Annotated in this window: 20 protein-coding genes and 1 pseudogene; 11 read left to right on the top strand and 10 right to left on the bottom strand. The window is 71.3% G+C overall.

The features are described from left to right. The 8 genes from ACWDX9_RS39690 to ACWDX9_RS39655 all read left to right on the top strand — a co-directional run. The coding region (locus ACWDX9_RS39690) for a D-2-hydroxyacid dehydrogenase (protein WP_449963723.1) at nt 1–784 on the top strand (784 nt) is incomplete at its 5' end. Nucleotides 785–789: 5 nt separating this feature from the next. After that, on the top strand, nt 790–1,917 hold the full coding sequence (locus tag ACWDX9_RS39685; protein ID WP_449963721.1) for a mandelate racemase/muconate lactonizing enzyme family protein: 1,128 nt from the start codon (nt 790–792) through the stop codon (nt 1,915–1,917). Between the two features lie 95 nt (nt 1,918–2,012). After that, nucleotides 2,013–2,666, top strand: a complete 654-nt coding sequence (locus tag ACWDX9_RS39680; protein ID WP_449963719.1) for a zinc-binding dehydrogenase — start codon at nt 2,013–2,015, stop codon at nt 2,664–2,666. A gap of 316 nt (nt 2,667–2,982) precedes the next feature. Continuing rightward, the gene (locus ACWDX9_RS39675) at nt 2,983–3,765 is read left to right on the top strand and encodes an alpha/beta fold hydrolase (RefSeq protein WP_449963716.1); all 783 of its coding nucleotides are present in this window, start codon (nt 2,983–2,985) and stop codon (nt 3,763–3,765) included. A gap of 104 nt (nt 3,766–3,869) precedes the next feature. Beyond that, nucleotides 3,870–4,436, top strand: coding sequence for an acyl-homoserine-lactone synthase (locus ACWDX9_RS39670; protein WP_449963714.1), 567 nt, complete (start codon nt 3,870–3,872; stop codon nt 4,434–4,436). A gap of 106 nt (nt 4,437–4,542) precedes the next feature. Continuing rightward, nucleotides 4,543–6,780, top strand: coding sequence for a glycoside hydrolase domain-containing protein (locus ACWDX9_RS39665; RefSeq protein ID WP_449963728.1), 2,238 nt, complete (start codon nt 4,543–4,545; stop codon nt 6,778–6,780). Further along, nucleotides 6,780–8,054 carry a glycosyltransferase gene (locus ACWDX9_RS39660; RefSeq protein ID WP_350731789.1) on the top strand — a complete coding sequence of 425 codons (1,275 nt, stop codon included), beginning with the start codon at nt 6,780–6,782 and terminating at the stop codon, nt 8,052–8,054. Before ACWDX9_RS39665 ends, ACWDX9_RS39660 begins: the two co-directional genes overlap by 1 nt. Nucleotides 8,055–8,280: 226 nt before the next feature. Next, nucleotides 8,281–9,840, top strand: a complete 1,560-nt coding sequence (locus ACWDX9_RS39655) for an alpha/beta fold hydrolase (RefSeq protein ID WP_449963711.1) — start codon at nt 8,281–8,283, stop codon at nt 9,838–9,840. A 65-nt stretch (nt 9,841–9,905) separates the two neighbouring features. On the opposite strand, the gene ACWDX9_RS39650 is transcribed toward ACWDX9_RS39655, so the two are convergent. Beyond that, nucleotides 9,906–10,568, bottom strand: coding sequence for a class I SAM-dependent methyltransferase (locus tag ACWDX9_RS39650; RefSeq protein ID WP_350731785.1), 663 nt, complete (start codon nt 10,566–10,568; stop codon nt 9,906–9,908). Nucleotides 10,569–10,787: 219 nt separating this feature from the next. Then, complete coding sequence (locus ACWDX9_RS39645) at nt 10,788–11,216, bottom strand: response regulator (RefSeq protein ID WP_449963708.1); 429 nt, start codon at nt 11,214–11,216, stop codon at nt 10,788–10,790. Between ACWDX9_RS39645 and ACWDX9_RS39640 the strand changes: the two genes are divergently transcribed. After that, nucleotides 11,206–11,469 carry a hypothetical protein gene (locus ACWDX9_RS39640; RefSeq protein WP_449963705.1) on the top strand — a complete coding sequence of 88 codons (264 nt, stop codon included), beginning with the start codon at nt 11,206–11,208 and terminating at the stop codon, nt 11,467–11,469. The two genes, ACWDX9_RS39645 and ACWDX9_RS39640, sit on opposite strands and share 11 nt — an antisense overlap. A 37-nt stretch (nt 11,470–11,506) precedes the next feature. Here the strand turns inward: ACWDX9_RS39640 and ACWDX9_RS39635 are convergent, their stop codons facing one another. The 3 genes from ACWDX9_RS39635 to ACWDX9_RS39625 all read right to left on the bottom strand — a co-directional run bounded on the left by ACWDX9_RS39635 (nt 11,507) and on the right by ACWDX9_RS39625 (nt 14,808). Then, complete coding sequence (locus ACWDX9_RS39635) at nt 11,507–12,664, bottom strand: glycerophosphodiester phosphodiesterase (RefSeq protein ID WP_449963703.1); 1,158 nt, start codon at nt 12,662–12,664, stop codon at nt 11,507–11,509. Nucleotides 12,665–13,079: 415 nt separating this feature from the next. Further along, entirely contained in the window at nt 13,080–14,099 is a 1,020-nt protein-coding gene (locus tag ACWDX9_RS39630) for an MBL fold metallo-hydrolase (RefSeq protein WP_449963701.1), read from the bottom strand. Nucleotides 14,100–14,217: 118 nt separating this feature from the next. Then, on the bottom strand, nt 14,218–14,808 hold the full coding sequence (locus ACWDX9_RS39625) for an MFS transporter (RefSeq protein ID WP_449963698.1): 591 nt from the start codon (nt 14,806–14,808) through the stop codon (nt 14,218–14,220). Nucleotides 14,809–14,947: 139 nt separating this feature from the next. On the opposite strand from ACWDX9_RS39625, the gene ACWDX9_RS39620 reads away from it, so the two are divergent. Continuing rightward, entirely contained in the window at nt 14,948–17,185 is a 2,238-nt protein-coding gene (locus tag ACWDX9_RS39620) for an Orn/Lys/Arg family decarboxylase (RefSeq protein WP_449963697.1), read from the top strand. A gap of 152 nt (nt 17,186–17,337) precedes the next feature. Here ACWDX9_RS39620 and ACWDX9_RS39615 read toward each other — a convergent pair whose 3' ends face one another. The 4 genes and pseudogenes from ACWDX9_RS39615 to ACWDX9_RS39600 all read right to left on the bottom strand — a co-directional run bounded on the left by ACWDX9_RS39615 (nt 17,338) and on the right by ACWDX9_RS39600 (nt 20,774). Beyond that, complete coding sequence (locus ACWDX9_RS39615; RefSeq protein WP_449963694.1) at nt 17,338–17,475, bottom strand: hypothetical protein; 138 nt, start codon at nt 17,473–17,475, stop codon at nt 17,338–17,340. A 218-nt stretch (nt 17,476–17,693) separates the two neighbouring features. Then, nucleotides 17,694–18,731, bottom strand: a complete 1,038-nt coding sequence (locus ACWDX9_RS39610; RefSeq protein ID WP_449963725.1) for a hypothetical protein — start codon at nt 18,729–18,731, stop codon at nt 17,694–17,696. Nucleotides 18,732–18,914: 183 nt separating this feature from the next. Beyond that, nucleotides 18,915–19,094: pseudogene (locus ACWDX9_RS39605) on the bottom strand (three-helix bundle dimerization domain-containing protein); the annotation flags it as partial. Nucleotides 19,095–19,304: 210 nt separating this feature from the next. Then, nucleotides 19,305–20,774 (bottom strand): amidohydrolase family protein, encoded by a 1,470-nt coding sequence (locus ACWDX9_RS39600; RefSeq protein ID WP_449963691.1) that lies wholly within the window; start codon nt 20,772–20,774, stop codon nt 19,305–19,307. A gap of 251 nt (nt 20,775–21,025) precedes the next feature. Here ACWDX9_RS39600 and ACWDX9_RS39595 point away from each other — a divergent pair, with 251 nt between their 5' ends. After that, nucleotides 21,026–22,426 carry a hypothetical protein gene (locus tag ACWDX9_RS39595; RefSeq protein ID WP_449963689.1) on the top strand — a complete coding sequence of 467 codons (1,401 nt, stop codon included), beginning with the start codon at nt 21,026–21,028 and terminating at the stop codon, nt 22,424–22,426. 35 nt (nt 22,427–22,461) lie between these two features. Here the strand turns inward: ACWDX9_RS39595 and ACWDX9_RS39590 are convergent. Next, nucleotides 22,462–23,453 (bottom strand): hypothetical protein (locus ACWDX9_RS39590; protein WP_449963686.1); only part of this gene is annotated, 992 nt, incomplete at its 5' end.

The following is a 23,453-nucleotide window of genomic DNA, read 5'->3' as shown; positions in this document are numbered from 1 at the left end:
CGGACGGCTGCGCTGGCTGCAGGCCCCGCAGGCCGGGCCGCCTCCGGGCTTCTACCATCCGGCCCTGGTCGCGCACCCCGTGCAGGTCACCAACATGCGTGACACGTACACCGACCACGTGGCCGCGCACGCGCTCGCGCTCGTGCTCGCGCTGGCCAGGGGCCTGCCCAGGTACGCCCGCGAACAGGCCCGCGCGCGCTGGTCGCCCGACTGGGACCCCGGCGCCGTGCTGTCCATGGGCGAGGCCACCGCCCTGGTGGTGGGGGTGGGTGCGGTCGGGGCCGAGGTCGGCAGGTTGCTGGCGGCGTTCGGCACCAGGGTGGTGGGCGTGGACGCCCGGCGCGGCGGCCCCGTGCCGGGCTTCGCCGAGGTGCTGCCGGCCGACGCGCTCGACCGGCAGCTTCCCGAGGCGGACCTGGTCATCCTGACCGTTCCGCACACCCCGGCCACGGAGGGCCTGCTGGACGCGCGGCGGCTGGCGCTGGCCAAGCCCGGGGCGTACGTCGTCAACATCGGCCGCGGGCCCATCGTGCGGCTCGACGACCTGACGGCCGCCCTGGCCGAAGGGCGCCTGGCCGGCGCGGCCCTGGACGTCTTCGAGACCGAACCGCTGCCCGCCGATCACCCGCTCTGGCGGCGTCCGGACGTGCTCATCACCCCGCACGTGGGAGGCGTGGGGCCGCACGGTGAGGAGCGGCGCTTCGCCGTACTGCTGGAGAACGCCCGGCGCTTCGTGGCCGGGCGCGAACTGATCAATCTGGTCGACAAGTCCGAATGGTACTGAATCACGTGAACCGGATAGCACACGTCGAGACCTTCACCGTGGGCCTGCCCTCGCTGCGCGACTTCGCCGTGGCGGGCGGGTCCGTCGTCCAGGGCGGCCGCCCGGCCGTCAGGGTCCTGGTGAAGGTCACCGCCGACGACGGGGCCATCGGGTGGGGCGAGGCCACCCCGATCCCCTCCTGGACGTACGAGACCACCGAGTCCATCGTCTCCACCATCGAGAACTACCTGGCCCCGGCGGCCGTCGGCCGCCCGCTGTGGGACCTGGACGGGCTCTGCCGCGCCTTCGACCGTACGATCAGCAAGGGCTTCTCGATCGGCATGCCGCTGGCGCGCGCGGCGGTCGACGTGGCCTGCCACGACGCCTACGCCCGCAGCCTCGGCCTGTCCCTCGGGGAGCTGTGGGGCCGGCGCAGGCGCGACACCATCGAGCTGGCCTGGATCGTGGCCACCGAGTCGGCCGCCGTGGCCGCGGACTCGGTGGCCGAGAGCCGCGCGCTCGGCTACCGCCACGTCAAGGTCAAGGTCGGCCTGCACACCGAGGACGAGGACGTGGCCATCGTGGAGGCCGTGCGCGCCGCTGCCCCCGACGCCGTGCTCTGGGTGGACGCCAACCAGGGCTACACCGCCGCCGTCGCGCTCCGGGTGGCCCGTCGCCTGACCGACCTGGACGTGGCCGTCTTCGAGCAGCCGCTGCCCTCCAACGACGTCGCCGGCCTGCGCCGCCTGCGTGACGCCAGCCCCATCCCGGTGGCCGTGGACGAGAGCCTGCGCCATCCGAGCGACCTGGCGACGTTCGTCCGGCTCGACGCCATCGACGTCGCCGTCGCCAAGGTGCAGCGCTGCGGCGGGCTGACGCTGGCGCTGCGGCAGTGCCAGCTCGCGGAGGACTGCGGCCTGGCGATCATGGGCTCCGGCCTCACCGAGTCCGACATCGGGCTGGCGGCCTCGCTCCACCTGTTCGCGGCGTTCGGCGTGGACACGCCGGTGGACCTCAACGGCCGGCAGTTCATCACCAGCCCCTACGCCACGGATCCGGTCATCACGGTCACCGACGGTGTCGCCCAGGTGCCCACCGGCCCTGGTCTGGGGATCGGCGTGGACGAGGAGGTCGTCCGCGCGCTCGCTCTCTGAGCAGGCGTTCACGCGATCGCCTTGAGATCCCGGCCGGCGTGAGCACCAGGCACTGTAACGCGGGCCCCTGACGGTCAGGTCGTCGAGGCCGGGTCGTGTGGGCCGGCAATCGCGTCGTCGTCAACCCGCAGGCCGCTCCCTCAGGCATCATCGGCTGCGGCGGCGCGCTCGGCGGCATGAGCGAATACCTGCTCATCGAGAACGCCGTCGCCGACACGGTGCCGTTCGCCGTCGCCGCGCTCAACGAACCCATGGCGGTCGCCCGCCACTGCGTCAACCGCTCCGGGGCCGGACCGACGGACAAGGTCCTGGTGTTCGGCGCCGGCCCCACCGGCCTGGGTGCCGCGATCTGGCTGAAGCTGTGCGGGGTCGAGCACGTGACCGTCGCCGACGTCATCCCGCAGCGCCTGGAGACCGCCCTGGCCGTGGGGGCGGACGCCGTCATCGACTCCGCACGGGAGGACGTGGCCGCGCGCCTGACGGAACTGCACGGCCAGGGCACCGACTCCCCGGGCCGGCCCCGCCCCGGCACGGACATCTACATCGACGCCGCGGGCGTGGCCGCCGTCGTCAACACGGCGCTGTCGTCGGCGAAGTGGGGCGCCAAACTGGTCACGGTGGCTGTGCACACGAAGCCCGAGCCCATCGACCTGGGCGCGATCCTCCGCAGTGAGATGACCATCCTCGGCTCCCAGGGCTACCCCACGGAGATCTTCGAGGTGACCCGCCTCCCCACGAGAAAAGAGTAGGGAAAATGTGGGTCGTCGTCCGGAGGCTCTTCGTTGCACCGGTGAACCTCGATATCAAACGTAGACCGGCGTCACGCGCCTCGACGGCGGCGAGATATGCGCGGACCACCACGTCGGCCGCCGCGTCGGTGCGGCAGGTTCTCCATGACGAAGCAGTAGCCGGCTCGGATGATTTAGGCGCTGTTTGTCGCTTTCATGACCTTGTTCGGGTGGTGCGGATGTCAGCGTGAATGAATAGGGCCCTTTTCGAGGTCCGGCCGGAGAGGGGTACGACATGATGAGATGCCAGGTTTCGTGCGTCCTTCTCCTGTCGGCCGTGTCCGTCGTGCCGGCTCCCGGCGCGGCGGCAGCGGGGCACAGGTCGTGTCCGTCGCCGGGCGCGAGCAGGCCGACGGTCGTGCTGGTGCACGGGGCGTGGGCCGACACCTCCAGCTGGAGCGGGGAGGTGCAGGCGCTGCAGCGGGCGGGTCACGCCGTGCGGGCCGTGGCCAATCCGCTGCGCGGACTGACCGGTGACGCGCAGACCGTACGGGACTTCCTGCGGACCCTCTCCGGGCCGGTCGTGCTCGTCGGGCACTCCTACGGCGGCTCGGTGATCACGAATGCCGCCGCCGGCGACCCGCGCGTCAAGGCGCTGGTGTACGTCAGCGCCGCGGCGCCGGACGTCGGCGAGACCACGGGGCAGCTCAGCGGCACCGGCTCGGCGCTCGGCGGAGACCCGGCCACCCTTTACGATCGCGCGGCCTACCCCGGATCGAGCGGCGGCGCGGCCGACCTGTACCTGAAGCGGGAGGTGTTCCTCCGCTCCTTCGCCTTCGACCTGCCCCGCGAGACGGCCGACCGGCTGTGGGCCTCCCAGCGGGCCGCCTCGACGGTCGCGTTCACGACGCCGTCGAAGGCCGCGGCGTGGCGGACGATCCCGTCCTGGTACTTCATCGCCACCGGCGACCGGATCATCGTGCCGGCCTCGCAGCGGGCGATGGCCAAGCGGGCGGGCTCGAAGGTCACCGAGTTCCCCGGCGGCTCCCACCTCACGCTCATCTCGCACCCGGACGCCGTGACGCGGGTGATCGAGGACGCGATCTGCTCCGTACGCTGAATCCAGAGACCCCGCTCCCGCGAACAACACACAAAAGGGGATCCTGATCATTCGCGGAGGCGCTCGTGGGCGGTTCGCCGGGGGAGAGATGTGCGCAACGGATCGTGGTCGGTGCTGCGAGGGAACTGCCGGCGTGGCTGGTCGACGGCATGTTCCGCCTGCGCCACACGGTGTTCTACGAACGCCTGCACTGGGACGTCGACAGCTTCCACGGCAGGGAGCGCGATTCCTACGACGACTGCGATCCGGTCTACGTGATCGGTCATGCGGAGGACCGCCAGGAGGTCACGGGGTGCTGCCGGCTGCTCCCGACCGTCGGTCCCTACATGCTCCGCGACGTCTTCTCCGAGGCGTTACGCGGTGGCCGGGCACCGTGCGATCCGGCCGTCTGGGAGCTCAGCCGGCTGGCCACCGCGGGCGCCTGGTCCCACAAGGCCACGGTGGGCTTCGGGCCGCTCGCCCGCGCGCTGCTGCGGGAGGCGTTCCGCTGGGTCGACCGGCGCGGTGACACGGTGGTCGCGGTCTCGAGCGTGGCGGTGGAGCGCAGCGTGAACGCCATGGGCGTCGCGACCCGGCGCTTCGGCGACGGCGGGGCGACGCGGCTGGGCAGTCTGCTCTGCTCCGCCTACACCACCTCCACCAGGGACTTCCTGGAGAAGGTGGGCCAGTGACGTTTCGGCGGTGCCGGGCCGGATCAAATCTTCATTGACGTGCCGCAGGCCAAGAAGTTCATCTCGCCGAAACCCAAGGCGGGATCGCGCCGGATAGAGTCCCGCCATCCTCGACAACGTTGATCCTTTCATCGGCACCTCGGCGACCGACCTGCCCCGGGCACGTGGTCTGGCCGCCACTTGGTGGTGGCCGAAACCGCAGGTGGGCAACACGCACCCGGGAGCCACCTCGCCGCTCGGCATGGTGTCCGCCTGCGCCTACTCCGGCGCGTACCCGACGGGGTACGGGAGGTACACGAAGAACACCGAAGGCGTGCCCGAGGAGATGCTGGAGCGGCTGCAGGCGTCCGGGTTCACCCATTTCCAGCAGTCCGGCACCGGCGCGATCCGCAAGTACTACAACTACGTCCGGGTCACGCCGATGGTGCAGCCGCTGGACGCGCTGGGGGAGGCCTGGCCGCTGCACGACGAGGTGGCGGAGGCGGGCTACTACGCGGCCACCCTGGACACCGGGGTCCGCTGCGAGCTCACCGTGGGCGCCAAGGTCGCCGTGCACCGGTACACGTTCCCGCAGCACAGCAGCGCCCGTGTGGTGATCGATCTGTCCTGCGGCGGCCTGGACATCGAGCTCGGCCGTACGGTGCCGCTGCGGGCCCAGGTGGAGAGCATGGGCCACGGGCGGGCCCAGGGCACGGTCGTGATGGAGGGCGTCCCGCTGTCGGTGGTCGTGGACGTCGACAGCCCGGGCTGGCGGCAGATGCTCTGGTACGACCGGCGGCTCATCGACGGTGGCACGCGCCTCGACTTCGACAGCATCCGGCACACCACGCTGCGCCCTTTCGGCATGCTCTACATGGGCCCGGCCGCGCCGGGGCAGACCATCGAGGTACGGCTGGGGTTCTCGCTGCGCGGGTGCGACCAGGCGCGCGAGAACCTGGAGCGCGAGTGCGGGCAAGGGCAGCCGGCGTTCGACGCGGTACGCGCCGGGACGCGCGCCCGCTGGGGCGATCACCTCGACCGGGTCCAGGTCGAGGGCGGCACGCCGGCCCGCCGGACCGTGTTCGCGACGGCGCTCTACCACGCGCTGATCAAGCCGTGCGTCGCCGACGACGAGAGCCCGTTCTGGCCGACCCCCGGGCCGTTCGCGTTCGACGTGTGCACCATGTGGGACATCTACAAGACCCAGCTTCCGCTGCTCGCGGCCATCGCCCCCGACCGGGCCGCGGACCTGCTGGAGTCGCTGATCCGGGTCTGCGAGGAAGAGGGCAACTTCCCGATCGGCTACCGGATGTCCCGCGGCGCCGACCGGTTCTTCCGCCAGGCCAGCGCGCTCGCGCACACCGCGCTGGCGGACGCCCACGCGCTCGGCTGGGCGGGCCTGGACTGGAACTGGGCGCTCGTGCACATGGTCGACGACCTGCGCCGGATGTACGGCGAGGACTTCTTCGAGCACGGAGTCGTGCACCCGATCACCCACACCCTCGACCTCGCCTACGCCCACCACTGCACGGCACAGGTCGCCCGGGCGCTGAACGACCGCCGCCTCGCCGCCGACCTGGAGGACCGCAGCCGTCACTGGTCCAACGCCTTCGACCCCGGCACGGGGCTGCTGCGCGACTCGGAGTTCTACGAGGGCGGCAAGTGGAACTACTCGTTCAGGCTGCTGCACGACATGGCCGCGAGGATCGCCCTGGCCGGCGGCGACGCGGCCTTCATCGGCAAGCTGGACAGGTTCTTCGGCTTCGGCGCCGCACCGGTGACGCAGCCCGGCCGCCGCCCGCGCACGGCGGAGATGGCGGCCGGTTACGCCCTCAACCGGTTCGAGGGGCTGAACAACGAGCCCGACATGGAGGCGCCGTGGGCCTACCACTACGCGGGCCGGCCCGACCGCACGGCCCAGGTGGTGCAGGCGGCGCTGACCTGGCAGTTCGGCACCGGTCCCGGCGGGCTGCCCGGTAACGACGACTCCGGCGGCCTGAGCTCGTGGTACGTCTGGGCGTCGCTGGGGCTGTTCCCGGTCGCCGGGCAGAACCTGTTCCTGGTCAACGCGCCCGCCTTCGAACGGGCCGTGCTCCGGGCGGGCGGCAACGAGTTCGTCATCGAGACCAGCGGGCTCCGCGAGACGCCGATCGGCGTCGACGGCATCGAGCACGACCCGCCCGCACAATACGTACAGTCGGCGACCCTCAACGGCGAGCCCCTGCACGCGACACACCTGAGCGCCGCCACCGTGCACCGGGGCGGCCGGTTGCACCTGCGGCTGGGGCCGGAGCCGTCGGCGTGGGGCCGGGGGATCCGCCCGCCGTCCTTGTCCGATCCGCCCGCGACACCGGAGGAACCGTGATGACCCACCCCCGTCGCCGTCTCGTCATCGTGGTCAGGGCCGACCCGGTCATCTGCGGCCACTCCGGCGAGGCCCGCAATCTCGCCGAGGTGGCGCTGACCCGCGGGTTCGACGACGTACGGCTGCTGACCTGGCCGATCCCGACGCTGCAGGCGGCCGGGCTGCCGCTCAAGCCGCTGGACCGGCTGCTGCCGTACAGCGCCGGGATCACCGTGGAGCGGCCGGAGCCGGTCGGCGACTACCGGGTGCCCGACGGACGCCACCAGGCCGGGCTCACCGGCCGCCTCGTCGAGCTGCTCGCCGAGCCGTTACGCACGACCTGCCTGTCCATGTACCTCGCCCCGCACACCGCGGTGGTCGTGGACGCGGTCGCGGCCGCGCGGGCGGCCGGGTTCGCGCCGGACGTCCACACCATCGCGAAAGCCGTCGGCTCCGACGTCACCAACGTGATCCGCTCGTGCCTGCGGGAAGGCCGGTTCGGCGCGGCGACCGTGCTGTTCACCACCTTCCTGGCCAACGACGAGGTCGTCGCGGTCTCCGAGTACACCCGGGAGGAGATCGTCGCCTCGGCCGAGCAGGTGGACGCCCACTGCGGCACCACGTTCGCCGAACAGTGCCGGCGCCGCGTCACCGTCAGCTACCCGCCGATCGACTCCGCCGCCTTCCTCGACCCGGACCCGGCCCAGGTGGACGCCGCGCTCGCGCGACGCGGCCTGGAGCGCGACGGATACATCCTGTTCCTGTCCCGCGTGACCCGGGCCAAGGGGATCCACGACCTGCTGGCCGCCTTCGGCCGGATGCGCTGCCGGTCGCGGGTGAAGCTGGCCGTGGTCGGCACCGGCCCGGCGCTGGAGCAGGTGCGGGCGGCTGCCGAGGGCGACGACCGGGTGGTCCTCTTCACCGACGTCGACGACCAGGAGAAGCCGCTGCTCATGCGCGGCTGCGCGGCCTACGTCCTGCCCACCAAGCCCGAGCCCGAGTTCGTGGAGACGTTCGGCATCGCCCTGGCCGAGAAGATGCTCTCCGGCGGCGGGCCGATCGTCACCACCACGACGGGCGGGACCCTCGAGGCGGTCGGCGACACCGCCGTGGTCATCGAGCCCGGGGACGTCGCCGGTCTGGTCGCGGCCGTGGACCGGGTGGTCCTCGACATGCCCGCCGCCGAACGGCAGGACCTGGAGCTTCGCGCCCGCGCCCGCGCGATGTCCTTCGACCGGGTCGCGGTGTTCGACAGCTTGTTCCCACAGGGGACGCCCGCCGTCGCTTCTTGCTGATTTTGGACGTGTCTGAATAAGTCACGAACACGTCCATATGTTTCGTGGTAGGACGTACGAGCGAACGTAGGGATCGGCTGGATGTTGCGCTCGGCCCGCCCATGGTGCGCGCGCTCGCCGCGCGCCGCCGGGCTACGGGGCCGTCGACGGGGATGATCAGAGTCGGCCGCGTGCCGCGCGGGGGCCAGCCGACGACGATTGGAGCAATGTGCGACGAAAGTACTCTGTGCTGGCTGCCGCCTTCGTGGCGTTAGCGGCGCTTTTGCCCGTCTCGCCGGCCGCAGGCGCGGCCACGCGGGACGGAGCCTCGGGGGAGACCACGACAGGCAGCATCGCCTGGGCGCCCTGCGAGGAGGAGCCCACCGCCGAGTGCGGCAAGCTCGCCGTCCCGGTCGACTGGTCCAACCCGAACGGCGAGAAGATCGACCTCGCCATCGCCCGGCGCAAGGCCACGGACCCCGCGGCCCGGGTCGGCTCCCTGGTGATCAACCCGGGCGGTCCCGGCGGGTCCGGCGTGGAGTCCGTGTACGGCGCCACCTGGTTCACCGATGAGCTCCAGAGGCGCTTCGACATCGTCGGCTTCGACCCCAGAGGCGTGGGCCGCAGCCACCCGGTGATCTGCTCGGCGTCGGTGTACAACCAGATGCCGCACACCGTCATCTCCTCCCAGGCCCAGTTCGACGCCTGGGACGCCTTCACCAAGAAGCTGCACAAGGATTGCCGGGAGCGCACCGGTCCGCTGTACGACCACGTCGACTCGCGCAACGTGGCCCGCGACATGGACGCCCTGCGCGCCGCCCTCGGCGAGGAGAAGCTGACCTACTACGGCATCTCGTACGGGACGCTGATCGGCCAGATGTACGCCGAGATGTTCCCGAACCGCATCCGGGCGCTCGCGCTGGACAGCAACATGGACCACAGCCTCGGCGTCGCGGGCTTCCTCGCCACCGAGGCGGTCGCGGTCGAGGACGCGTTCGACGAGTTCGTGGGCTGGTGCGAGGCCGACGAGAGCTGCGTCCTGCACGGGCGTGACGTCCGCGCGATGTGGCGGGACCTGCTGGCCAAGGCGCGGCGCGGGGAGCTGTACTACCCGACCGCCCCGGACAAGCCGATGACGGAGCTGCAGGTCATCTACAACGCCGCGCTCGGCACCGAGGGGCCCGACTGGCGCACGCTGAGCGAGGTCATCAACTGGCTGAGCGGCGGCCCTGAGCCGTCGTGGGTGCCGCCGCTGCCGGGGCGGGGCCCCGTCGAGGGCGACGTGGCCGAGCTGCCGACCCGGATCCTGTGCCAGGACTACAACCTCCGGGTGCGGAACTACGCGGAGTACGCGGCTCTCATGAAGGTCTCCAACAGCCTGGCGCCCGACGTGCGGTACCACCCGTTCCCGTACGACGATCTGCCGATCTGCCTCAACTCGACCCCGACGAACCCGCCGCACGCGCTGCGGTACACGGGCGACGCCCCGATCCTGCTCGGGAACTCGCTGCACGACCCCGCCACTCCGTACATGTGGTCCGCCAACGTGGGCCGCCAGCTCGGCTCGAAGGCGACGCTGCTCACCTACGAGGGCTGGGGCCACCGCATCTACGGCAAGGACGAGTGCAGCACGGTGCCCATCGACAACTTCCTGATCTCGCTGACGGTGCCCCCGAAGGGCTACCGCTGCGAGGTGGGCGGCAAGGCCGAGATCATGGCCAAGCGGCAGCCCGGGCGGCTGTGGCCGACCGACCGGCTCAACTGGGGCGGCTCGTTCGTGAGCCCGTCCTTCAAGACGGCCGGCTGAGCAAATCACTGCTGACGCCGCCCATGGCCCGGGTACGTGGCCATGGGCGGCGTCTCGCTTTCCCGTCAGGAACGGGGCCGGCGGGCGTGCAGGACGAAGGCCGGGGGCCAGTTGCGCCAGACGGTGCGGCTGGGGACGACCTCCTCGAAGCGGTCCGCCAGCAGGTCGCGGAAGCGGCGCGCGGAGCTCAGCGGGACGGCGTGGAGGTAGGTGAAGGCGGTGAAGGCGCTGTACGGCCCGAGGATCGCGGTCGTCGCGTCCATGAGCTGCTGCTGATCGGCGGCCGGGAAGAGGGTCCAGGGCAGGCCGCTCACCACGACGTCGGCGCGCTCGATCCCGCGCTCGTCCAGGAGCCGCCGCAGATGCTTGGCGTCCTCCTGGATCACCTCGGCTCCCGGATAGCGGTGGCGGAGCAGATCGGCCAGGCGCGGGTTGAGCTCGATGGCCAGGTGGCGGCCGCGACCGTCGAGCCGGCGCTGGATCTCCGCGGTGAACGGCCCCGTGCCCGGGCCCAGCTCGACCACGACGGGCTCTCCGCGCTCCGGGAGAGGGCAGGAGACCGCGCGCGCGAGGTGCCGCGAGCTGGGCGCGACGGCGCCCATCCGCAGCGGGGATCGCAGCCACTGTCCCAGGAACAACGTGAGGTCGTTCGGCGCGAGCCGGGCCGGGGCCGCCTCGGTGTGGTGGCGGTCCGGTTCGCCTGTGGCGCGAGTGGTGCTGGAGGTCATGCTTTCCCTTCGCGAGGTGCGGATGCGGGGCATTGCGATCACTTACGTCCTCACCGGCTGGCCGACCAGGTCATTGGAGAGCTCTACCCAAATGAGATGTCCTGATTAGTGTGGGGTTGTCCGAGCCAGTGCGCATCCGGTAGTGGGGATCCGGCCTTGTCGGTGTCGTCGGCAAGGGTGTCGCTCCAGTTGTCGCGGCCTGTGACCTGGTAGTAGACCCTAATGCCGATGTGGCCGCCCCGCGTGCCCGCCGGTCCGGGGAATCACGCGGGGCGGTGCCACCGGTAGCGGCGTTCCGGGCGGCCGGTGCCGCCGTAGCGCAGGGAGACCTCCACCTGGCCGATCGCGGCCAGGTGCTCGGAATAGCGGCGGGCGCTGACCCGGGAGACGCCGGACGCGCAGGTCGTCGACGTCGAACGGCTTGAGCAGGTAGTTGCTGACACCCCGGCGCGCGGCCCCGCGTACGGCGTCGAGCTCGCGGGCGGCGCTGATCACGATGACGTCGCAGTCGTGTCCGGCGGCGCGCATCCGGGTGATGACGTCCAGGCCGAAGACGTCGGGCAGGTACAGGTCGAGCAGCACCAGGTCGGGGCGGAGCTCGGCGATGCGCTCCAGGGCCTGCTCGCCGGAGCCGGCGGTGCCGATCACCCGGCTCGTCCTCAACCCGCTGCTGCTCCTCGGGCTGCTCGGCTTCGGCATGCGCCGCTTCGGGCTGCCGGTGCTGCCGCTGATCGTCGGCGTCATCCTCGGCCCCCGCGCCGAACTCCAGGGCCGCCGCTCCCCGCAGCTGTCCGGCGGAGACCTGTCGGGCCTGCTCGGCGGGCCCGTCTCCTACACGATCTACGCCGTCATCCTCGTCCTGCTGGCCTGGCCGTTGATCAAGCGCCTCCGGAGAGGCTGAGGGCCGCCTCCATGCGGAGGCGGCCCCGGTCAACTGCCTACTGCTGGCCCTCCTCCGGCAGCCCGTTGTCGAACTGCTGCTGGGGCTGCACCTGCTTGTGCGGCTTGCCCCGCTCGCCCCGCGCCAGGACGGCGGCGTCCGGGTAGTCGGTGACGAACGCGTCCACGCCCAGGTCCAGGTGCGCGCGGTACTCCGACAGCGCGTCACCGTGGTCGGTCGCGACCTGGCCGCGGCGCAGCTGCAGCGGCAGGTACTGGTTCTCGCTGCGGAAGGTGTACACGCCGATCTTCAGTCCCGCCTTGTGCGCGTCGGAGACCAGCGTCGTCGGGGTGCCCGAGCTGCCGTCCGGGTTGAGCGGGATCGCCGAGGACTTGTCCGGCCCGATCCACTGCGCGTACTGCGCGATCTTCGCCAGCCCCTCGGGCTTCATCATGTCCGCGTAGGTCGTCGGGTCTCCGGCCGCGGTCAGGTCGTACGGCCGGCCGGTGGTGCCCAGCGCCTGCCACAGCGGCACGCGCAGGTCCTTGGCCACCCGCTTGAGGCTGGACGGCTCGAACGACTGCACCACCACCGGACCGCCCGGCCGGTTGAGGCCGTTGCGCTTGACGGTCTCGATCAGCGGCTCCTCCAGCGGCAGCCCGATCGACCGGAAGTACATCGGGTGCTTGGTCTCGGGGAAGACGCCGACCTGCCTGCCGTACTGGTGGGAGAGCCGCTTGGCCAGATCGAGCACCTCCTGGAAGGTGAGCACCTGGTAGTAGCCGTCGTAGACGGTGTTGCGCTGGCGGATCGCGGGCAGCCGCTCGACCGCGCGCAGCGTCTTCAGCTCGGCCAGCGTGAAGTCCTCGGTGAACCACCCGGTCACGTTGCGCCCGTCGACGACCTTGGTGGTCTTGCGCGTGGCGAACTCGGGGTGGAGCGACACGTCGGTGGTGCCGGAGATCTCGTTCTCGTGCCGGACGACCAGCACGTGGTCCTTGGTCGGCACCAGGTCGGGCTCGATCCAGTCGGCGCCCATGGCCACGGCGAGCTCGTAGCCGCCCTGCGTGTGCTCGGGGCGGTGGCCCGCCGCGCCGCGGTGGCCGATGACGACGACCTGGGACCGGTCGGGCGTGGCCTCGGCGGCTGCCGGAGCGGCGCTCGCTCCGGCGAGGGGGGTGATGATGGCGAGCGTGGTGGCCGCGATCTTTCGCACGTGAAACTCCCGGCGGCATCGGCACCGGAGACTCTCACCGGTGATCGCCGCGGCGATTATGGTAAGGACCGAAATGCGGCTATGGGACAATATTGGCGGAATTTCCGGTGACAAGCTCGCCGTGGGAACAAGCAGCCGCCGCATGAACGGCGTGGCACAGGCCAGAATCTCCGGCCCTTCAGGCCGGAGAGCGCGTCAATTCAGAGCCGTGAGGCCGAGCGAGCGAGACGAGCCGGGCAGAGGTGGATGACGCCTCGTGCATCGAACGGTCCCGGCGCGACCCCGAGGTGTTTGCCGAGGTCTTCCGCCGGCACGCCGCGGACGCCACCCGCTACGTTACGCGCCGGCTGGGCGAGGACGCCGCCGACGACGTGGTGGCCGAGACGTTCCTGACCGCGTTCCGGCGGCGCGACGGCTACGACCTGTCCCGCCCTAGCGCGCGGCTGGCGGTGCTCGCCTCCCGGTCGGAGGCGATCCGGCCGCGCATCATGGTCTCCATGACCTTCATGAAGCGCTGCGCCCGGGGAGCGCCGATGACGAACGGGTTCGCGGCCCCGGACGACCCGCCGCGCAGCTCCTCCATGCGCGCCAGGCCGTTGTCGCAGAGCCCGTGGTTGTTCAGCTCGACGTCAACGCCCGCCTGCCGCATCCGGGCGGCGAAGGCGCGCACGGAGGCGAGGTAGGTCCGCTTGTCCTTGGTGGCGGTGGGCGGGTTGGTGCCACCCCACAACATCGCGGTGTGCCGCTGTCCCTTCCACCGCACCGGGAAGATCGACGAGACGGTGCCCGGCGTGTGCCCGGGCGTGTGGTGGAAGGTGACCGTGGTGTCGCCGAGGGTCAGCCGCTGACCGTCGGCGATGTCCAGGTCTCGCTTGGGGGCGTTGGCCGGACGGTCGGCGGCGACGAGCTTCCAGTCGGCCGGGGCCATCATGACGCGGGCCCCGTACTGGTCGGCGAGGTACTGGGCGCCGCCGAAGTGGTCGCTGTGGCCGTGGGCGGCCACCACGTACTTGATCGTCGAGGGGTCCACCCCCAGCGAACGCAGCTCCGGAACGATGATCTTCTTGGCGTCGTCGGGCGACCCCAGCGCGTCGATGAGGATGACGCCCCCGGACGTGAGGAGCGCCGTGGCCGAGACCAGGCCGGTGCTCACCACGGCGACGTTGTCGAAGATCCGCAGCGGCTTGGGGGCCTTCACCTCCGGGATCACGGCGCCGGGGGAGAGCGCCTTGACGAGTTGCCGCAGGACCGGGTCGTCGCCGGCCAGCCTGGCCGCGCGGTCGTAGTAGTCCTTCGCGCGCCCGGCCGACGTGGCGGCCGACGCCTCGGCCGCGCCTCCTGCCAGCGGCAGGACGGCTGAGGCGACCAGCAGGGTACGGCGGGACAGACTGGATTGCTCGAACGACATGCGCCCCAGCAGACCAGAGCCGATCATGCGGTGTCCAATATTGGCAACGCCCGCGCTTCGATAGGAAAGTCGATATCGAAGCTGGTCAGGAGCGCGCGTGCGCGTGCGGGCCGCGCAAGGCGCTCATCGAGGTCGGGGGCGCCGGTCAGGCTCGCGGGTGCGGGTGCGGGTGCGGGTGCGGGTGCGGGTGCGGGTGCGGGGCCCTGCGGGGCGTGAGGAGCGCGACCAGCACCAAGGCCACGACGGTCAGCGGCACATTGATCAGGAAGACCCACCGGAAGGACAGGTAATCGGTGATGACTCCGCCGATCACGGGCCCTGCGATCAGGGCCGGGACGGCGAGCGCCACCGGGATCACCAGCGCCGGCCCCCACTCGGTGCCGCGGAAGTGCTCCCTGGTGAGCTCGAAGCCCGCCCGCAGCACGATCGCGGCGGCCAGCCCCTGCCCGGCCCGGCAGCCGATCAGTACGGCGCCGTCCGGGGCGAACGCGGCCACCGCCGAGGTCAGTCCGAACGCGCCGAGCCCCAGGAGGAGCACGCTGAGCCGGCCCTTCACGGGGATCAACACCCCTAACAGGGCGGCGGGATAGAGGTAGATCAGCCATACGCCGGCGGCCGGGGTGAGGTTGAGGTCTCTGGAGATCGCCTGCTGAGCCACGTACAGCGCGGTCCAGTTCGCGGAGAAAAGTGCCACGCACAAGCTCAGGGCGACCATCATCTGCCATCGTCCAGTCACGGGCTGCACTTTACTCTCACGTACCTGACGGTCACTTGCCGCGACCGCTACGTGAAGTTGCTATACGACTCCGAAGAGTTACTATTGCGTGGGACTCAGCAGGACCTTCCCACCCCTTCCCCTGACCACGGAGTGCCGCATGGAGCGAACGGTTCTGGCCGCCGTCACCGAACGTCCCGACGCCGACTCGGCACTCGCCGAGCAGCTCCGCCGCGTGTGCGCGGCGATGGACGAGCTCGGGCTCCAGGTGCGCTGGACCCACCGGGCCGAGGACGCCCTGGCGGTGGTCGGGTCCGACGCGTCGCTGTCGGCGGTGCTGGTGGCGTGGGAGGCGCCGGGCGCCGAGGAGCTGCTGGGCGCGGTCTCCAGGCGGTTCCGCGGCCTGCCCGTCTTCCTGATGACGCAGGAGCAGGAGCTTCCGCTGTGGGTGTACGAGGTCATCCAGGGCTACGTCTTCCCGCTGGAGGACACCCCGCGCTTCATCGCCGGGCGCATCGCCTACGCGGCCGAGCAGTACGCCGAGAACATCCTGCCGCCGTTCTTCGGCGCGCTGCGGCGCCTCGAGGATCACCATCGCTACTCCTGGCACACCCCGGCGCACGCCGGCGGCGTGGCGTTCCTCAAGTCGCCGGTGGGGCGGGCGTTCTTCGACTTCTACGGGGAGCGGCTGCTGCGCACCGATCTGTCCATCTCCGTCACCGAGCTGGGGTCGCCGCTCGACCACACCGGCCCGATCGGCGAGGCCGAGCGCAACGCCGCCCGCATCTTCGGCGCCGACCGCACGTTCTTCGTGGTCAACGGAAACTCCACCGCCAACCGCATCGTCGGTCACCACGCGATCGCCCGCGACGACACCGTCCTGGTCGACCGCAACTGCCACAAGTCGGTCCAGCACGCGCTGGCCATCAGCGGGGCCCGCCCGGTCTACCTCGTGCCCGAGCGCAACGGGCTCGGGCTGGCGGGCCCGATCCCGCCCGCCGCGCTGGAGGCGGACGCCGTCCGTGCGCGGGTGGCCGCTCACCCCCTGGCCGCCGGAGCGCCGGCGTACGCGGTGATCACCAACTCCACGTACGACGGGGTCTGCTACGACGCGGTGCGGGTCGGCGAGCTGCTGGGCGCCGGCGTGCCGCGGCTGCACTTCGACGAGGCGTGGTTCGCCTACGCCCGGTTCAACCCGCTCTACGCCGGCCGGTACGGCATGGCGATCGACGAGCGCACGCTGCCCGGCCCCGGCCGCCCCACCGTGTTCGCCACGCAGTCGACGCACAAGCTGCTGGCCGCGCTGTCGCAGGCGGCGATGCTGCACGTCCGTCCAGCGGAGCGGGCGCCGGTCGACTATGACGCGTTCAACGAGACATACCTCATGCACGCCTCCACCTCGCCGCTCTACCCGATGATCGCCTCGCTGGACGTCGCGGCGGCGATGATGGACGGCCCGTCGGGGCCGTTCCTCACCGGGGAGGCGATCGTCGAGGCGGTCCGGTTCCGGCAGGCGATGGTGCGGCTGGCCGCGCGCATCCGCGAGGACGGCCGGCGGCCCGACTGGTTCTTCGGCGTCTGGCAGCCCCGTACGGTCACCGACCCGCGCACCGGGCAGAGCGTCTCGTTCGCCGAGGCCGACCCGGCGCTGCTGTGCGCCGAGCCCCGGTGCTGGACCCTGGAGGCGGGGGCGGCGTGGCACGGGTTCGACGGGATGTCCGAGGGCTACGGCCTGCTCGACCCGGTCAAGGTGACGATCACCTGCCCGGGGGCCGACGCCGTCACCGGCACGCTCGACTGGGGCATCCCGGCCCGCATCGTGGCCGCCTACCTGCAGCGGCGCGGCATCGTGGTGGAGAAGACCGGCGACCACACGCTGCTGGTGCTGTTCTCCATGGGGATCACCAAGGGCAAATGGGGCACCCTGATCGACGCGCTCACCGACTTCAAGAACGCCTACGACGACGACCTGCCCCTGGCGGAGATGCTGCCCGGCTTCGGGCCGCCCGCGGTCTCGCTGCAGAAGTTCTGCACGCTGGTCCACGAGAAGCTGCGCGACTCCGAGCTCGGGAAGCTGCTCGACCAGGTCTTCACCACCCTGCCCGAGCCGGTGCTCACCCCCGCCGACTGCTACCAGGCCATGATCCGGGCCCGCACCGAACGCGTCCGGCTGGCCGACCTGCCGGGCCGGGTCGCCGCGGCCACGGTGGTGGTCACCCCACCGGGCATCCCCATGCTGATGCCCGGCGAGGCGACCGGCCCGGCCGACGGTCCGCTGATGACATATTTGCGGGCTCTGGAGGACTTCGACCGGGCCTTCCCCGACCTGGCTACCGAGATCCACGGCGCCCACCGCGACGGCGACGGTCGCTACCGGGTGGAGGTCGTCAAGGCCTGAGCCCGGCTCACCGCCCTGGACTTGCGGACGAGGCGGATCCTGCCGCCGGCCGTGCTCGCGGACGACGCCCCGCGCGACCGCTGACTGCGCGCCGGATCGCCGGCCGGTCAAGCGCCGGCGGAGCCGGACTCGGCGAGCACCTCTCCGGCCGGTCAAGCGTCGGCGGAGCCGGACTCGGCGAGCAGCTCTCCGGCCAGCTCATGTGCCGGCTGGTGACCGCTCGCCAGCGCCTGTGTCCACGCGGCGCGCGCCCCGACCTCGGCCTTTGGACGCTGCGTCTTCTCGCCCATCCGGCCAGCGCGGGAGGCACGACCAACAGGGCGAGCACGGCGGCCAGCCATCCGGCGTACTCCAGCCCTTCCCGCACGATGGCCACGATGATCGCCGTCAGCAGGACGACGGAACAGCTGACCGCGACCGCCCACGGCCACCATCCAGGCATGGATGGATTATGTTCTGCCCGGCCCACGCTCTGGAAGGTTCCGCGCCCCGCTGTGGATGAAGGGCTCTAGCCGTACGACTTGGCGACGCCGTCGAGCAGGTGCTCAAGCGTGTCGTACGAAGGGATGTCGACCACGTCGATGAGGTCCTTCGGGACGGGCACGTTGTGATCGGCGGCGACCTTGGCGAACCGGGCGGCGTCGCCCGAGCGGAGCCCGTGCTCGGCGGCGAGCCCCTGCAGCTCCGGATCGGTGCTCAGCAGGCGTCCGATCCGGTCGCCCGCCGGGGTGAGCGGCACCAGCGTGTGCTGGGACAGCACGGTCGGCGACGGGTACATCAGCACCATCCCGGGCTTGAGCCGGCCCCGCGCGGCGGCGTCCACGTACTGCGCCTCGTAGATCCAGACCATCGGGGTCGGCCCCATCCCCACCGTCAGGTATTCGTTGAACGGGCCCTCGGAGGTGTTGTCGGTGTAGCCCTGGCTGGTGAAGAGCTGGGTCATCAGGGGCAGCACGCTCTTCTCTGCGGTGGCGCCGTGCACGACCGCGTTGCCGTTCGCGACATAGCTGGCCGTCGCCAGGTACATGGCCGCGGAATTCGACGTGCGCGGGTCCGTCGTGGAGACCAGGACGTTCTTGTCGACGGGATAGGCGGAGTTGCGCGAGAGCTGGGCCCACTTCGTGCCCGACGTGACGAGCCCGAGGTAGCGGTCGACGCTGAAGGTCGGGACGGGCCCCTTCTTCACCACGCCCGCCTTGGTCAGCACGTCCACGATCGGCTGGAACGTCGCGATCGCCATCGGCGAGGAGAACGGCGTGTATTTCGTGCTGACGTGACGCGTGCGCTGGATCGACTCGCCCGCGGGCGCGCTCGACGGGAACGCGAAGTCGTACCGATCGAGGTTGATCGAGGTGGCGATCTGGCGCGAGCCCGCCGACTCGACCTCGACCTTCAGGCCCTGGCCGGCGAGGGCCTGCTGCACGCGCGGATCCTCGAAGAACGCCTTCTTCTCGGAGCCGATCACGCCGCGCACGATCGTGAGCGGGGGAGGGGGCGGGGGGTCGTCCTGGCTGACGTTCACCACCACGACGACGGCGGCGGCCACGACGACGACCGCCGCGACGAGTGAAAGAAATCCCTTACTGCGAATGAGGGAGGACGGCTGCGGGGATGGCCGATCGTTTTCCGGCGAGTGAATTTCCGGTGAATCGGGGACATCGTCGGCCGCTTCCGGAACTTCAATGTCCACGACCTCGTCGGCCCGCGCCTCCGCCGCCAACTCTCCGTGCGCGATGCGTTCCACCAGAATGGGGACGAAATCCCTGATGGGAAAGCCGTCGAAACGCTTACGGGCGGCCTCCATAACGGCTCTGACGTGCTCCGTTGAGTGAGTGCCCGCGTAAACCTGAACCAGGTGGTCGGTGGCCCGGCTTATCGCCTGTTCTTCACGGAGAGTATTGTCGCCCACCAGTGTCCCCTCGACCTCATATATCGCCGCGGACTGCCGCGTCCGCCCGCGCGCCGGGGCCAACCTTATAGGGGTTTCGGTCGAGAAGATAACCCGAGTCAATCGGTTATTAAAACGGCGCCGGGAATCGCCTGTTCACTGTTGGACCATTATTTGTTTAGTCGGAATTCATTCGCACCTTGCCGTCCTGCATGACGAAGCGGACCCGGCTCAGCGCCTGATGGGACGGCCGGGCAGCGCGTCGAGGAGAAGCTCTCCCGACCGCACCACGAACCGGCCGCCGACCAGCACGTGCGCGTAACCGGCCGAGGGTGTGGTGCTGCGGGCGTAGGTGGCCCGGTCCCCGACCGTCTCCGGGTCGAAGACGACCAGGTCGGCGTCGCAGCCCGGCTGGATCCTGCCCTTGCGCCGCATGGCGGGCACGGCGTCCTCCAGTACCCGGGCGGGCAGCAGGCTGCAACGGGCCACCGCCTCCAGCAGCGTGAGGCGGCCCGTCTCCCTGACATGGCGGCGCAGCACGCGCGAGAAGGTCCCCGCGGTGCGGGGATGCGTGACGGCGGACGGTGGCAGCGGCCAGGCCAGCGGCTCGGGCGGCCCGCCCACCCAGGTCAGCGGCATGGCGTCGGAGCCCACGACGGTGCCGGGGCTGAGCAGCGCCCGGTCGACGAAGGCCAGGTCGGCGGGGTCGTCCTCGTCGAAGAAGTGGATGACCGCGAGCCCGCCCGGGTCGGCGGCGCGCAGCCGGCGGAGCATGTCGGCGTCGGCGACCCGCTCTCCCGTGGGGACGTAGACGATGGACTCAGGCCCGATGCCGGAGGCGGGCAGCGCCTCGGGGGCGAGGAAGGAGGCGCCGATGCCGGTCATCCCCGCGCCGTAGGGGTACGCCTCGGTGGTCACCCGCGCGCCCTCGGCCCGCACCCGCTCCACCAGCGCCAGCACCCGGTCGAGCCGGCGCAATGACGTGCTGTTGATGTGGCAGTAGTGCATGTGGGCGCCCGTTTCGACGGCCGCCATGACGATCTCCTCGGCCCCGTCGATCGGCAGGTCGGGAGTCTGCTCGACCAGGTCGCGGGCGTGGGTGTAGGTGGGCGTGCCCGCCTTGGCGGCGAGCCCGGCGACCGCGACGTACTCCTGGGGGTCCACCCTGGGCGCGTACCCGATCAGCAGGCCGATCCCGAGGGCCCCGTCGGCGAGGTCGGCCTCGATCAGCCCGAGCAGTGCCTGGAGCTGCGCCCGGCTCGCCTCCGCCTGCCAGGCCGGGCTGCCGATGGCGCCGAGCGCGGCGGCCAGCCCTCCGCCGTGTGGCAACCCGCCGACCGCGGCCATCCTGGCCATGCACCAGGAGGCGGAGAAGCCGTAGTTGAGCGGGCGCCCTTCCGCCGCGGCCGTGTCGTACGCCTCCGCCACGGGGCTGATCCCCGCCTCCAGGTCGAGCACGGTGGTGACGCCGTCGAGCGCCTGCAGCCGGTGCCCGGCGACGGTGTGGGAGTGACTGTGCAGGTCGATCCAGCCGGGTGCGATCGCCAGCCCGGAGACGTCGAGGTGCTCGCGGCCGGACAGCGGCCGCGTCGAGACGGCCGAGATCACGCCGCCGGTCACGCCTACGTGGGCGACGGTGTCGAGACCGGTCTCCGGGTCGAGGACCCGGGCGCCGCTCAGCACGAGGTCATGGGTGTCCATGGGCGCACCGTACCCGGCCGGGGTGGTGGGCCGGATTGTGCGGGAGTACGAGTTTCGTGCTGGATTTTCGTCCGGTCAGCCCTGCCCGGAGCCGCCTTCGCGTTCGTAGACGTCCGCCTCGGGGCCGGATATGCCGGAGATCTGGGGCGTTGTCCTGATTTTCAGCGATTGCTCTCTCGGCGTTGGCCGACAGGTCTGACAATCTCTTTGACCGCGGGTTCGCGGTGCAATCCCCCACGGAGGAAACTCTGATGCGAGTCGTCCAATTGCTCACCGCCGCGGCCGCGGCCTTCGCCACGGCGGCCACGCTCGCCGCTCCCGCCGTGGCGCAGGCCGATCAAGGCCGCCCGATCCAGGTTCGCCGCGACCACTCCGACGTACGGGTCCCCTTCCTCGTGAAGCGGGCCGGCGAGGCGGTCGTCGACCTGAACGCCGCCGCGCCCGGCACGGACTGGGCCGTGAAGGGCGGCGAGTCGGCCGTCGTGTCGGTCTACGTCGACAACCGCTACGCCACCGACCTCGTCGTCTCCGGAGACCAGCGGCTGCCCCGGCAGCTCGCGCTGGGCTCGGTGCGGCAGGGGCCGCACGTGCTGCGGCTGCGCTTCGCCGGTGACCGATCCGCCGGGGGGAGCACGTCCGTCCTGCTCGACCGGGTGAAGGTGACGACGTACGCGCCGGGCAGCGCCGAGTACCTGGCGCTGCGCTACGCCCCGATCGTCTACGGCCGCAACCTCTCCGAGCTCGGCACCCCGTACCAGAACGCGACGACCGACACCCCGCTCATCGCCTGGCACGAGGTCGGCCCCGGGTCGGCGCCGGGCCGGACGAAGCTCACGTACTCGGTCGTGTGGAGCAACGAGGACGGCGGGACCAACACGCCGGCGCTGATGGCGCGCTGGGGCCGGACCACCGACATCGAGTGGGTCTACGCGGTGGAGGTCGACGAGCGCGGCAACCGGGTCGCGGGCAGCGACACCTACCAGGCCGCCAACCACCAGACGCTGCAGTTCGCGGGCACGTACGAGGGCGACCACGCCCAGCTGGAGACCTGCACGAACAACAACAACATGTGCGACAAGGTCACCGACCCGATGCGGTTCTTCCTGTCGGCGCTGCAGACCCGGCCGGCCGCCGAGGCCCGCGAGTACATGATGGACACCAACTCCTGGACCTACCAGATCATGTCCAAGGAGATGATCCGGGAGGGCAAGATCGAGGCCGCCTCCGGCACGACGCCCGCCACGCCGGAGGTCAGCGACCAGCGCAACTACCTGTACGCGGTGCTCAAGAAGACGACCGACCGGGCCAACACCGGCTCGTCCTGGGTCGGCGTCTCGCTCGGCGTACGCCTCAAGAGCGGCGCGACCGTCTACCTGTCGAACCACGTGGAGCCGACCTGGTCCATCCAGCGGGACGACCCGGCCGCGACCACGGTGGAGCTGCCGCCCGGCACGACGGCCGACGACATCCAGGAGATCACCGCCAACCGCGTCGTGGTCGGCACCGACAACGGCGCCGTCGTGCACGTCACCGGCATCAAGCGCGGCTTCTTCCTGGGGCAGGACTACCTGCCGCAGCCGTCCTTCCTCACCTGGAACGGTGACGTCACCGTCGACGCCGGCACCCCCTCCGCGGTGATCTGGCGCCGCTGAGCCCGCGGGGCAGCGACAGGTGTCCGGCCGGGGCCTCAGCCGGCCGGGCGCCTGCCGAGCTCGTCGGACCAGCCCATGTCCTCCAGCGCCACCCGCAGCAGGAGCTTGCCCTTCTCGGCCAGCTCGTACTGCAGCAGCTCCGCCGACTGCTCGTCCACGACCAGCCGCACCGTGAGCTCGCGCGCCGTCGCCGTCGAGAGGGCGACCCCGGTACGCCCCAGCGCGTCCGAGGCCTTGCCCTCCAGCGTCACGGAGGGCTGGTCGGCCAGCACGCGGAACAGGGCCGAGCGGGTGCCCGGCTTGAGCGGCGCCGTCATCAGGTCCACGGCGGTCTGCCAGAGGTAGCCGGCCTTGCCGATGTCCGCGCTGTTCGGGCTGCGCTTCCAGAGGTCGTCCAGGCGGCGGCGCAGCGCGTCCTCGCCGGTGGGCAGGTCATCGAGGTTGCGCAGGTTCAGGCTCGGGTTGTCGATCGACAGGATCCGCTCGGTGGCGTCGTCGTAGGTCTTGGGCTTCTTCTCGGCCAACTCGGGGGAGCCGGCCGCCCGCCAGTCGGCCTCGTCCTGCGGGGAGCCGAAGGTGACCTCGACGTCCTGGTTGCTCACGCTGCGGCCGGTCTCGCCGGCCTTCATCGGCCGCCAGGTCTCACGGGTGTCGGCGGAGAAGGCCGTGTACGGCAGCTCGGCGACCCCGTTGGTCTTCAGCTCCACGACCTTCCGGTCGAACTCCTTCTTCGCGGCGGCCAGCCGCTCCGGGGCGCCCTTGAGCCCCGCCTCCTTGTCCTTCTGCGCCTTGAGCAGGGCATTGAGCTTGGCCTCGTAGTCGCCCGGCACGTTGTGCACCTTCGCGAACGTGCGCTCCCGGAGGTACCAGTAGCGGCCGGACTCGGCCGGCTCTCGCAACGCCGTCGAAGCCGCCGCGAGGAGGAAGGAGCGGGCGGTCAGCGGCTTGGCCGCGACTGCCGGGCCTGGCGTCTTGGGGGCCGGGGTCTCGCCGGAGGCGACGACCACGGTGGCGGCCGCGAGCCCGG

Source organism: Nonomuraea sp. NPDC003201 (assembly GCF_053590415.1).
This window is presented reverse-complemented; position numbering and strand designations above follow the sequence as displayed.

Bases quoted from the DNA above. Each gene is read 5' to 3' on its own strand.
- ACWDX9_RS39600 (WP_449963691.1), bottom strand. From the start codon at position 20,774: ATGGACACCCATGACCTCGTGCTGAGCGGCGCCCGGGTCCTCGACCCG.
- ACWDX9_RS39620 (WP_449963697.1), top strand. From the start codon at position 14,948: ATGGAGCGAACGGTTCTGGCCGCCGTCACCGAACGTCCCGACGCCGAC.
- ACWDX9_RS39615 (WP_449963694.1), bottom strand. From the start codon at position 17,475: ATGGGCGAGAAGACGCAGCGTCCAAAGGCCGAGGTCGGGGCGCGCGCC.
- ACWDX9_RS39660 (WP_350731789.1), top strand. From the start codon at position 6,780: ATGACCCACCCCCGTCGCCGTCTCGTCATCGTGGTCAGGGCCGACCCG.
- ACWDX9_RS39630 (WP_449963701.1), bottom strand. From the start codon at position 14,099: ATGATCGGCTCTGGTCTGCTGGGGCGCATGTCGTTCGAGCAATCCAGT.
- ACWDX9_RS39650 (WP_350731785.1), bottom strand. From the start codon at position 10,568: ATGACCTCCAGCACCACTCGCGCCACAGGCGAACCGGACCGCCACCAC.
- ACWDX9_RS39595 (WP_449963689.1), top strand. From the start codon at position 21,026: ATGCGAGTCGTCCAATTGCTCACCGCCGCGGCCGCGGCCTTCGCCACG.